Source organism: Nostoc sp. (assembly GCF_036919815.1).
GTDB lineage: Bacteria > Cyanobacteriota > Cyanobacteriia > Cyanobacteriales > Nostocaceae > Nostoc.
Genome location: NZ_JBALCE010000005.1, coordinates 42154 through 53676, shown reverse-complemented (window position 1 = coordinate 53676; position 11523 = coordinate 42154). Strand labels below are relative to the sequence as shown.

Genomic DNA, 11523 nt, shown 5'->3' with positions numbered 1-11523 from the left:
GGTGTGGCAGGATCATTAAAGGTTAAGCAACTGGATAGCCAGCAGCAGCTAACGCTTCCTTAATTGCTGTTTCTGATGCTTGAGTTTCTACACTGACAAGCTTGGTTGTTGGATCAGCCTGAATGCTAGCATTGGCATCAACTGCCTGAAGTGCTTTGGTGATGGTGCTTGCACAAACAGAACAAGCCATGTTGGGAACTGTGAGTTGGAGAGTCATAGATTTACGGGATAAAGTGGAAAAGCTAGCCAAACCAAACTGGATGACTCAAGAAATTTCTGGTTGAGAGTCGCCTTGAATTCATCCTAGACTCTCTAGCCGGCTGGAGAGTCTAGAGATTTTTAAAAGTTTTTCGCTAAACTTCAAATTTCTTTACAGCCTTGGTTTGACTGAGCAAGTGTTGCTAATGTAAATACAACGTACTACAAAACACTTGTCATCCGATGCAAGTGTATGTTATCAAGGCTATATAACCTGTTGTTTTCCCCACAATTCTGGGAAAATAACACTTGAGACGCGGCTGCTGAACCCAAGTCTCCTACTCTCTTCACAACAAAGAGTCTTTTTTAAGGCTCTATTTGGAGTTTTCATGCAGCCAAAAAATCTCAAACGTCTCCTGCGTGCTTTAGAGCGGCAGGGTTTAGATGTAAGTTACAGCGATCGCACTTATTCAGTCCGTTTAGTTAATTCTCCTGATGCCCCTGTAGCAGAAGTGCTACTGCCGGAAGGCTTCCCCGTAGAAGCTAAGGCACTCAAGCAGTTAGCGAATTTAGCAAGCGTCCGCCACCCATCAGGTGGATGCGTTTGTCGTGCCTGTGCTACGCCTGACTTTCACCCCGGAGATGCAGGTGTTGCCATTGGTTCAATCGTAGAAACTGTAGGTCAGGTCATTCCTGGCGCTGTCGGTTCTGACATCAATTGTGGAATGCGCCTACATGTTGCAGATTTGACAATCGAGGAATTTCTGGCAAAGCGTGACCAATTCGTAGAACGGATGAAGGGGGATTACTTCTTCGGTACGCGTGATGTGACGATGACTGCTCAAGCAATGCGATCGCTATTTCAGTACGGAGTCCCCGGTTGGCTGGATGCCATGCTAGATCAGCCTACGGGGAGTCTAGTTAAATCTAATTTATCACAACTTGCCCAAGAGAGCGATCGCATCTTCTTAGGTGGTTCGATGGATGGTGACTGGAAACTTGCGCCTGAAGAATTGGTTCCCGATGCTGGACTAATACGCGATGGCGGACTGGCAACCATTGGCGGCGGTAATCATTTTGTAGAAGTGCAACGGGTTGATAAAGTCGAAAATCGCACACTTGCCCACGCCTGGGGAGTGCGCGAGGGACAACTAGCGTTTATGATTCACTCTGGTTCTCGAAACGTGGGTAAATATATTGGGGGAATGTGGCGAGATAAAGCTAAGGCAGCTTGGCAAAAAGGTTTGAAGTACCCTGATTCTCAGATTTTTCCTCTCTCTACCCATTCTCACCCCGAACTAGTCGCCAGTTACCTGCAAGCTGAGGCTACTGCTGCTAACTATGCCTTTGTGAATCGCCTGCTGTTAGCGGAACTGCTGCGTCTGCGTTTGCGGGAAGTATACAAAGATGTGGAAGCACCTCTAGTTTATGACTTGCCGCATAATATCACCTTATCAGAAGGTCAGGGATGGGTAACACGCAAAGGCGCTTGTCCCGCCCATTTAGGGCAACCAGTAATTATCCCTGGTTCAATGGGTGCTTATTCTTATCTGATGATGGGTAGAGGCAATCCAGCATTTTCTAATTCGGCCTCACATGGGGCGGGAAGAATTCGTTCTCGTTTCGACCTCAATCGTAAAGGTGCATCTGAAAGTGAGGCGGAACTGGGATTAACTGGGGTAGACTGCATTACCCTGCGTGAAGAACGCCGAATTGAAGAAGCACCCGCCGCCTACAAACCGATTCAGTCTGTAATTGATGTGCAGGTTGAGGCAGAAATGGTTGATGTTGTGGCCCGATTGAGTCCGGTGTTGACGTTTAAGGCGTAATCGATGTGAATTAGTCAAAGGCAATGAATTATTGCAGCTAGATTTGTCTAAATTCAGAGATTCTTGCAGGGAGCTTATTAGCATGTATTAATGCTGAAAAGTTAGCTCAAGAAGGTCTATTTCAGAACTTACTTGCTCGTATTGGCAGATAATAATGATTGTTAGTCCAGCAGAAAATCGTGGTGAAGGAGAATAACTTAAGTGTTTTTAGGTAGTTGCACAGTAAACAAACTACCTTTACCTACTTCAGAGGCCACCTGGATAGTTCCGGCGTGCCCTTCTACAATCCGGTGGGATAGATGTAGTCCTAAGCCACTACCTGAGCGTTTATTTCTGCCTTGGCGAAATCGCTCGAAAATTGTTGCCTGATCTTCTGGCGCAATCCCATATCCTGTATCTTGGATCTCAATTATTACCGAATTTGGATTTCCTGGATGAGGTGATGTTTCCAAAATGCGGACTGTTATGCCACCTGTATCTGTAAATTTGATGGCATTTGCGATCAAGTTGTTTAGCACTCGCCGTAGTTCCAAGCGATCGCCCATAATAATCCCAGCATTTTTACCCAGTGGTTCTAATTCACTGGTATCTATTTCTAGAGTCAACCCTTTTTCATTAGTTAGAGGACTCAGTTCGCTGACTACTTCTTGAGATATCTCACGTAAATCGCATACTTCCCAATTCAACGTTTTTTTACCTGCCTCGAAGCGATAGACTTCGAGGAGGGTGTTTACCATATCCATCAAATTTTGGTTACTGCGAATCATGACTGCGATCGCCTGTTTCATTTCCGGCGAAATTTTGCAGAATGTTTCCATCTCAAACAAATTCAACATGCGATCGGAGGCTACTAAGGGAGTTCGCAAATCATGAGTCAGACGAGAAACAAAGTCTTCGCGTTGGCGGGCCATTTTTTGTTGTTCGTCTAGACTGTGCTTGAGACGCAACAGCGATCGCACTCTTGCCAGTAGTTCATCAGTATCAAATGGTTTACGAATAAAATCGTCAGCCCCAGCATCCAAACCTTCGACAACGCTGGATTCGTGAAAGGCAGTAATCAGCAGAATTGGAATATAAGAGATTGCCGGGTTCTTCCGAATCCGCCGGGTGACTTCATAACCATCTATTCCCGGCATCATCACATCTAACAGAATCAGATCCGGTGGAGATTGTTCAATTTTTTGCAAAGCCTTTATTCCATCTGAAGCCAAATCAATTTTATACCCCTCACTTTCTAAAATTGCTTCAACCAAAATGAGATTATCTTGAATATCGTCAACTGCGAGGATACGAAAAATTTTATTATCTTCAACTACAGACATGATTTATCAACTTTTATCAGTTTTTTTTGGAACTAATTTATAGTTTAAATTTAGGATATCCTATTAATGCTTTACTGGCTTGAGAAGATGACTGATGCGAGTTTTTAGCAGAGCAAAAAACCTCCTTACCCTCTAACTCTAAAGCTGGAACATCGGCTGCTACAGTCGATGATGTGATTTGACGTGGCAATTCAATTTTAAACATTGAACCTAACCCCAATTTGCTCTCCAGAAATATTTTGCCGCCCATCATTCGTACCAGCGAATCTATAATTGCCAAACCCAGACCTGTACCTGGATATTTGCGAGTGATAGTTTGATCGACTTGCCGAAATGCTTCAAAAATACATTTAAAATCTCTTGATGCTATGCCAATACCTGTATCCTGAACAATAATTGCCACTCGATTTTCAGGTAGTTCCTTAACCTCAACCCAAATCTCGCCAGACTCGGTGAACTTAATGGCGTTGGAGAGCAGGTTAATTAAAATCTGTTTGATGCGAACTGGATCATTAAATACCAAAATATTTTCCAAATCAGTTCGCATTAACAATGAGAGATTTTTGGCATCAGCTAGGGAACGCATTTCACCTATAGCGAGATTTATTACCTTTAATACATCAAATATTTCCGCCTTGAAATTTAATCGCCCTGCTTCCAGCCTGGAAAAGTCGAGAACTTCATTGAGTAGCATTAGCAAATGCTTCCCATTATTCAAAATGCGCTCAAGCATATCTGCTTGTTGGTGCGTTAGTTGACCTAACTTAGGACGCAACAGTATTTGCGAAAAACCAATAATCGCATTCATCGGCGTTCTGAGTTCATGAGTTATACTTGCCAAAAAATCTGATTTTAGCTGTGATGCCTCCAATAGCTTGAAGTTTTGCATTTGAATCTCTTGCTGTTGTCTCTCCAATTCTTGGTTCTTACGAATTAGTTGTTCATGACTTTCTCTGAGCTGCTGATTTGCCAAAGCTGCCTGCATTTCAGCCCGATAAACCCGAATCGCACTCCGCAAAACCTGGGATAATGTTTCTGGGGATATCCTAGACTTAGAGAGATAGTCTGTAGCACCAGCTTTGATTAATTGGACAGCAATTTGTTCATCTCCTTGACCAGTTATAACTACTAAAGGAACTTTAATTTCTGAAAAACGTAGTTGTTGAATCAAGGTTAATCCATCCTCGTCTACTAAGCGATAGTTGAGGAAAACACAATCATAGACAGTAGTGCTTAAGGCAGAAAACGCATCATTGCCATCCCTTACTTCAGACAGTTCCATTTGAACACCTGCTTTAGTCAGGGCACAACAGACTGCCATCCGGTCTACTTCGTCATCTCCTACAACTAAAATTTTCAGCGTCTCTTGCATCGGTTTTTATTTTCGCCACCAAACATAGGTTGATGTATAACATTTCTCTTTTGAGATTATCCAATTAAATAATATAAGATTTTCCGACATCTAAAATCTGTAACTTGATTGACTAAGGCATTTTGCACAATATCCAATACTTGTTGAGCGTTGCGATCATTTCCCGAAAGTTAGGGAAGATCAAAGGCAAATTCAGTTTCTTGTATCCTCAATCTGGTTAATTTACCAGAGTATTGAAATTCAACCTCTAGCAAATGACCAATGGCTTTCAAAAAATTAGCAATTAACAAACCGAAAACTATTCATCTGAAGACAGCAAATAAAGCTGATATAAAGTAACATAAAACACTTTACTAAGCTTAAAATCAATTCTAAATGAGTTAGCAAGCGACCGTCGTCAGTCATTGGTGAGAGTTACATACCATTATCGTGTACCATATTGAGCAGTTTTACCCATCAGATTGGTTAGACAAGGTAAATAACAAAGTATTGCCTATACCTATTTGTGAATCTGAAGTAATCTTACCTCCTGAAATGTTGAGAATTTTCTTAACGATCGCCAGACCTGTGTTAGTATTTCTCTGATGATCCTTATCCTGAATTTTAGGAATAATACCAACTGCTTCCAACCTTCTGCCATTTGAGCAAGCTTCCCTACAAGGGTTGAGCGAAAATTCCCAGCCTCTCCCCTAGAAGGAGAAAAGTCTCCACTTCGGGGAAAAGTCAGACCAACAAGCTTCCCACAAAGGACAACTAATTACTTTGCTGCTGCCGATTCCAGCAAATTTTAAGGCCGCCTGATTCCCTTCCATGAAGATTCCTATTGGCTCCATCAATCCGATGAATCCAAAGGTTTGGTTAAAAATCCCTCGAAACCATTGTTCACTTTTTTGTAAAACAACTCTGACTTTTTGTAATTTGTCCATTTTTGTAAGCTTTATACAAGAATTAACTAATGGAACATCCCAACTCAAAGCTGAATTCTAAGTAAGGGAGAACAATTTGGCATTCGTTTCAATATTTCATACTTTTTGTGCAAGTATCCATATATCTCCAGCTAGATTTATCCTCTATCGAAATATAAAAAATCGGGTATTTATTATTTCTCTCGGTGGATGCAGACTTTTTTAAATATCATCTATCTTTAGTATGGGAAAATAATAGATAGCACTTACACAAGGTAATACATTGAAAGACGCAAACAGCGTAAAAGTGAGTGTAGCGATGAATGAAATTAGCATTATTTTAATTGAAGATCACGACTTAACGCGAATGGGGCTACGAGCGGCATTACAGTCTCACAGCGCATTGAAAGTAATTGGCGAAGCGTCAAATGCTACCCAAGGATTAAAACTTTTAGAAACGGCAAAGCCAGATGTAGCTGTTGTAGATATCGGCTTGCCTGACATGGATGGGATCGAGCTGACCCGTAAATTCAAACGCTACCAAGCTGAAACTGGGCAATCGACTACAAAAATTCTGATCCTGACAATGGATCACACAGAAGATGCTGTACTTGCAGCCTTCGCGGCGGGTGCTGATTCTTATTATATGAAAGAAACAAGTATCAGTAAATTAACCGAGGCAATACAAGCAACTCACGCCGGTAACTCTTGGATTGATCCGGCAATTGCCAACGTGGTATTGCGGAAGATGCGGCAAGGTATTCCTGGAGAAAGCCAAGGTTCCGACAAGCCGAAGACTGTAAAAATTGAGGCGCTGGCGACAGAATACGAGCAAGTTTTGGAAACATACCCCCTGACTCAACGGGAATTGGAAATCCTAGAGTTAATTGTAGCTGGGTGTAGCAATGGGCAAATTGCTGAGAAACTCTACATTACAGTTGGTACTGTGAAGACACATGTTCGTAATATTCTAAATAAACTCTGTGCCGATGACCGTACTCAAGCTGCTGTGAGGGCGCTACGTTCTGGGTTGGTGGCGTGAGGGAGTGGGGATGAGGGGGATGAGGGAGATAACCATGCTCAATGCCTGTTCAAAATCGTTCCTGTAAACATTCTGCAATGCGTAGTGCAGCTCCCGATTTACCCATGCGTCGCAGACCATTTTCGGCAATAATTTGCAAAATATCAGGATCTTTGAATAGGGATTGGACAATCTTGGCTACTTCTGCTGGCTGCTCAACTAAAATCAAAGATGAGCCTAAATGACGACTTTGAGCTTCAGCAAAAGTAGGGTTATATTGAGGACCATTGCCGGGAATAGCGATCGCAGGTTTCCCTAAACCGATAAACTGTTCTGTAGCTGTACCTGCCATTGCGATCGCAAAATCTCCCAAATGCAAGCAATCATTATAGGCTTGTTGTGTCAGCAGTAGATATGCATTCCTTTGTTTAAATGTCAAGATATTTGGATCAGAAATTTGAATAGGAGATGCTGATTCAATGCGCCAGCCTTGAGATTGTACACTTTGGGATAAAATATTAGAGTCTAAAGTCGGAGCGATCGCACCTAAAAATACCACTGTGCCAGAAGTGTAAAACACCGAATCTCGCTCCTGGAAACTTGCCATTAAAGCAGATACGGCAATCATAATTGTTTCCCAGTTGGTGTATGCCTCTGGTGGACGGGAACCAGGAAGAAGAGTCACCATTAAAGGTCGAACTGTTTCTTGCTGTTGGCTATCCTGACTATAAAATTGTTGGCGTGAAAAGGTCGGTTCTAGACCATCCATCATAGGATTACCCAAATTAAAAGCTGGAATTGGCCATTGTTTTAATGTTTCCGTCGTCAGTGCATCTCTCGGAAACACCGCCTTACAACGGCGACGACTCATTAACCAACGTTCCCAAGGATGGTAAACTGAACCAGAAAAGTTTTCCCAACGCGCACCTTGAGATTTTCGGGGTAACAATCCAGCTTCATCCTGCACATAATATTCTGATTTTGCCGTACCCACAAAAGCATAATTAGCGCCACTGAAAGTTGCAAACAACAGGGGGAGAATATCTCCCACTGCTAAAATCGCTCTTTTATTACCTAATTTTTTTTGGGAACTCACCCAACGACGGATAGCTTTAATCTGGCTGAGGGTAAGTTGCAATAAACCACCGCGTACATCCCGCACTAATTGGTGTCCATCCATATAAATAAAGCCGCCAGAAGGCATAGTGCGGACTGAACCGATGAGGGGGATATCCAACTGTTGATAAGCACGTCCTTCACCCACTAGAGGCAAAGCAAATATTTCTGGTGGGTTTGATTGCCGTTGGAGTTCTTCCAAAATCCGAACTGCAATTACATCTTCACCATGACCATTACTTAATACAAGTAACCGCAAACGAGAAGTTGCAGCTTGTGATTTAGAAGCTAGATATAACCGAGATACATTACTCATAAGAAACAAAATATCAAAATTAACTGTTTGTTTAGGTAAAAGGTATAAATAGGGAAATCAGCGAAGAAGATGGAAGTTAATATTATGCCTATTTATTTACTTCCCTTATTTGACTATTGAATGAGGAATTATAGTAAAACTTTAAACAAAATCTCTTCCCGCACAGATATAGACAATTGCTTCCCTAAAAAGTATAGTTGCACAACAATTTTCCCAAAATAGCGTCGTCGTACAAACAGGTGCAAACAAAAATTCCCCAGTAGTACGACTTACAGCAGTTTTCATGTATTTGAACCACATCTGTCGTCGGGGCACAGAAAAAGCTCATTGGTGTCAACTTAAGAAAAAATCTGCTTTGAGAAGACGTTTTGCCCTCATCCCCTAACCCCTTCTCCTAACTTGGGAGAAGGGGAACTAGATAATTTGCTCCCCTCTCCCAAAATTGGTCGAGGGGCTGGGGTGAGGGTCAAACCTCGAAAGCTTGCCAAGCCTAACTTCTACGTTAAGTTTACACGTATGAGCATTGCTGTGCCCCAACCGTGTGGTCTATTTACCTGAAAATGTAAACAAAGATTAAGCCCAAATCATTCGCAAAATAATTAAAACCAGGCTGGTGCAGAAACCAGTCAAAGCCAGCTACAAAAAGATGTAGCTGCAATTTGGGATACAGATTTATTTAGCAGTGTCAGTGAATAGCCGCAGCACATCGGCTGGATTGAATGTAGTATATCAAGTCTTGTGGTGATTGTGCGTTGGCGCAGTCCGCCGCAGGCATCGCTGCAATTATCTGGTGCTAAACTACTCACCTATCAAGTCGCCCGACAATGGTTATAACTTAGCACGAGTGCTATCAATTAAACATAAACGAAAATTGCTGTAAACGGCGAACTCGCGTGTGCGTTCTTCTATCGCTTGGTTCTAAAGTGCGATTCCGGAAGATTACCACACAATACCAGTCATCATATTAAGACTGATTCCAGTTCAAATACATCATCGACTCAGTAAAGAAGCGATGATAAAAAGCTTCATCTGTCTTGGAAAGTTACTCTAGTTGGGGAGACCTCAAGACCGCACTTTCCGCTTTCTGAAATTGAACTTCTGCAAAAAAGATAATTATGGATGCTGCACCCTCTGGATGTAAAAAGACTCCATCAATCCGAAAGGCGGTTTCTTTCATCTCAACAGACTCAAATCGATAGTTCTGCGTCTGTTCAGTCCGGTAATCAACTAGTTCAAAAATCAACCAAGGAAATCGCTTAAATATTTGGTAATAAATGGTGCCGCATTTCACTAATATATCTGAAATAAACGGGTTCTTAACTCTTGATTGTATCCTGAAAATAATCCGAGATATATGTCAAATCTTCACAGGAGGTTTTCTAAATTAAAATATTAGTTAATCATTAATTTTTAGGTTATTATATGATCCAATTAGTCGTTGATTTTAAAGATTACTGAATTGGTATTTTAAAGTCGAGTCACGGAATTGCTCTTTAGCGTTGTAACAAGTAGCATATCTAGTCATGCTTCCTCCATGAAATCACGGATGTAAAGACAGCTTGAGTCTCTTTCCTACTTCAGGATTTCTTGACTCCCGCGTTATCCTATGAAAAAGATAAAACTTTTGTGATCATGCCATGCGTAGGTCTTTCTCACTTGGAGAGTTCTAACAACCAAATTATCCCGTAGGATAAACAGGTATGAACTCTGCCCGATAAAAATATGGGAAAATTTTTGGAAATCTCTTAAAGACTCAGAACTCGCTAGTTATCTGCTCATTCAAGACTCAGGACTATCTATGTTAGCAGGCACAATTTTGCAAGATGGAAAATATACCCTAATCCAAGAAATAGGACGGGGTGGTTTTGGCATTACATTTAAAGCTACCCATCACTACTTGGGTCAGGAGGTGGTGATGAAAACCATCAATGAACGGCTGCGACAACATCCTGATTTTGCGAAATTCGAGCGTCAATTCCAAGATGAAGCCAGAAGATTGGCTACGTGTATCCACCCAAATATAGTCCGAGTCAGTGACTTTTTTGTGGAAGCTGGACTGCCTTACATGGTGATGGAATATATTCGTGGCGAAACCTTGACAGACGCATTTGTATTACCAGGAATACCAATGCCAGAAGCCACAGCAATTCATTACATCCGGCAAATTGGGGCAGCCTTACAGGTAGTACATAATAATGGTTTGCTGCACCGGGATGTCAAACCAGATAATATTATCCAACGCCAAGGAACGCAGGAAGTAGTACTGATTGATTTTGGCATTGCTAGGGAATTTAATGGCAGTGTTAGGCAGACTCACACAGGTCTGGTTTCTGAGGGCTATTCTCCAATTGAGCAGTATCTCACGCAAGCGCCGCGCACACCCGCCACCGATGTTTATGGTTTAGCAGCAACCTTATATTCACTGTTGACTGCCCAAGTTCCTATACCAGCATTATTGCGCGATCGCGAGCAAATGTCTTCCCCCCGCGAACTGCAACCACATTTGAGTGCTGCTGTCAACCAAGCTGTAATGCGCGGGATGGCGGTGGAATCTCGTTTTCGCCCAGCCACAGTTGCTGAGTGGTTACAACTACTACCTGGAAATGGGGCGAATGTGACACCGCAAGCCTTAGCCACTTATGCAGTGCCAACTGTCAATGTATCTGCCCAGCAAGCAGTAACTTTAATTGGGAAAACTGCCCAAAATCCTATTCATAGACCATCTGCGTTGGCGCAGCCCCCCGCACGCATCGCCAAGGAAACTGTACTGGCTAAAAAACTGGGGTCATCTAAAGTATTTATTGGTATAGGTGTAGCCTTAGTTGCTGCTACAGCAGGTTTTGGGATTACCAGCATGTTACCCAAATCTCAGCCGCAGCCAAATGCAAAGCCGCTTTTTGAACAGCCAACTCAAGAACCACCCGCGAAAGTGCCTAGCTTCGATAAGACATCTTCACCTCAGGGTGAAGAGACTAACACCACCTCAGGAACCGAATCACCACCTGTCTATAATTCCAAGCAACGCAGGCGCAATCGTCGTTCTTCCCCAGAAGAATCTTCCACGCGCAGCCCTAGAGGAGAATTACAACGCGGCGATTCTGAAAAATCCACACCTTCACCTAGCGTTTCCCCCACACCCTCGCTAGTGGAAAAACTACGGGCGATTCGGTCATCTCGTAAAGCCTCCCCCGCACCATTGCCCCAAAATAACTTACCCGCTTCTAATCAAGATTCTACCTCCCCCCAACCTGTAAAGCCGTCAAATTCTGTGGTCATACCAGCAGTACCACCAACGGAATCCAAACAGTCAGATCCTTCTGCTGTAGTAGTACCAACACTGGAAAAGCAAAATTCATTGCCTAATAGTCAACCCCAAAATGATCAGCAATCCAAGGAAAATCCCCAAGATGACAATAACTAGTCAATTTAAGATTTTGGTTGACA

General features: G+C 42.6%; 9 protein-coding genes and 1 pseudogene. 3 read left to right on the top strand and 7 right to left on the bottom strand.

Annotated features, from left to right (window positions below; translation table 11 throughout):
• Positions 1–22 precede the first annotated feature (22 nt).
• Positions 23–217 carry a heavy-metal-associated domain-containing protein gene (locus V7K15_RS01110; RefSeq protein ID WP_292791713.1) on the bottom strand — a complete coding sequence of 65 codons (195 nt, stop codon included), beginning with the start codon at positions 215–217 and terminating at the stop codon, positions 23–25.
• Positions 218–587: 370 nt separating this feature from the next.
• Here V7K15_RS01110 and V7K15_RS01105 point away from each other — a divergent pair, with 370 nt between their 5' ends.
• Positions 588–2027, top strand: coding sequence for an RtcB family protein (locus V7K15_RS01105; protein WP_334902242.1), 1440 nt, complete (start codon positions 588–590; stop codon positions 2025–2027).
• 197 nt (positions 2028–2224) lie between these two features.
• Here V7K15_RS01105 and V7K15_RS01100 read toward each other — a convergent pair whose 3' ends face one another.
• From V7K15_RS01100 to V7K15_RS01085, 4 genes are all read right to left on the bottom strand, one after another.
• Entirely contained in the window at positions 2225–3349 is a 1125-nt protein-coding gene (locus V7K15_RS01100; RefSeq protein WP_334902240.1) for a hybrid sensor histidine kinase/response regulator, read from the bottom strand.
• Between the two features lie 37 nt (positions 3350–3386).
• A complete protein-coding gene (locus V7K15_RS01095) occupies positions 3387–4721 on the bottom strand; it encodes a hybrid sensor histidine kinase/response regulator (protein WP_334902238.1) in 1335 nt (444 codons plus the stop codon).
• A 449-nt stretch (positions 4722–5170) separates the two neighbouring features.
• On the bottom strand, positions 5171–5350 hold the full coding sequence (locus V7K15_RS01090; protein ID WP_334902236.1) for a hypothetical protein: 180 nt from the start codon (positions 5348–5350) through the stop codon (positions 5171–5173).
• Between the two features lie 60 nt (positions 5351–5410).
• The gene (locus V7K15_RS01085; RefSeq protein WP_334902234.1) at positions 5411–5647 is read right to left on the bottom strand and encodes a hypothetical protein; all 237 of its coding nucleotides are present in this window, start codon (positions 5645–5647) and stop codon (positions 5411–5413) included.
• 298 nt (positions 5648–5945) lie between these two features.
• Between V7K15_RS01085 and V7K15_RS01080 the strand changes: the two genes are divergently transcribed.
• Complete coding sequence (locus V7K15_RS01080) at positions 5946–6668, top strand: response regulator transcription factor (protein WP_334902233.1); 723 nt, start codon at positions 5946–5948, stop codon at positions 6666–6668.
• 49 nt (positions 6669–6717) lie between these two features.
• On the opposite strand, the gene V7K15_RS01075 is transcribed toward V7K15_RS01080, so the two are convergent.
• Together V7K15_RS01075 and V7K15_RS01070 are read right to left on the bottom strand one after the other, a co-directional pair.
• Positions 6718–8079, bottom strand: coding sequence for a lipid-A-disaccharide synthase-related protein (locus V7K15_RS01075; RefSeq protein WP_334902231.1), 1362 nt, complete (start codon positions 8077–8079; stop codon positions 6718–6720).
• Between the two features lie 895 nt (positions 8080–8974).
• Positions 8975–9370: pseudogene (locus tag V7K15_RS01070) on the bottom strand (DUF2887 domain-containing protein); the annotation flags it as partial.
• A 507-nt stretch (positions 9371–9877) separates the two neighbouring features.
• Here V7K15_RS01070 and V7K15_RS01065 point away from each other — a divergent pair.
• Positions 9878–11500, top strand: a complete 1623-nt coding sequence (locus V7K15_RS01065) for a serine/threonine protein kinase (RefSeq protein WP_334902229.1) — start codon at positions 9878–9880, stop codon at positions 11498–11500.
• Positions 11501–11523 lie beyond the last annotated feature (23 nt).

Bases quoted from the DNA above. Each gene is read 5' to 3' on its own strand.
- V7K15_RS01080 (WP_334902233.1), top strand. From the start codon at position 5,946: ATGAATGAAATTAGCATTATTTTAATTGAAGATCACGACTTAACGCGA.
- V7K15_RS01110 (WP_292791713.1), bottom strand. From the start codon at position 217: ATGACTCTCCAACTCACAGTTCCCAACATGGCTTGTTCTGTTTGTGCA.
- V7K15_RS01065 (WP_334902229.1), top strand. From the start codon at position 9,878: ATGTTAGCAGGCACAATTTTGCAAGATGGAAAATATACCCTAATCCAA.
- V7K15_RS01105 (WP_334902242.1), top strand. From the start codon at position 588: ATGCAGCCAAAAAATCTCAAACGTCTCCTGCGTGCTTTAGAGCGGCAG.
- V7K15_RS01075 (WP_334902231.1), bottom strand. From the start codon at position 8,079: ATGAGTAATGTATCTCGGTTATATCTAGCTTCTAAATCACAAGCTGCA.
- V7K15_RS01100 (WP_334902240.1), bottom strand. From the start codon at position 3,349: ATGTCTGTAGTTGAAGATAATAAAATTTTTCGTATCCTCGCAGTTGAC.
- V7K15_RS01095 (WP_334902238.1), bottom strand. From the start codon at position 4,721: ATGCAAGAGACGCTGAAAATTTTAGTTGTAGGAGATGACGAAGTAGAC.
- V7K15_RS01085 (WP_334902234.1), bottom strand. From the start codon at position 5,647: ATGGACAAATTACAAAAAGTCAGAGTTGTTTTACAAAAAAGTGAACAA.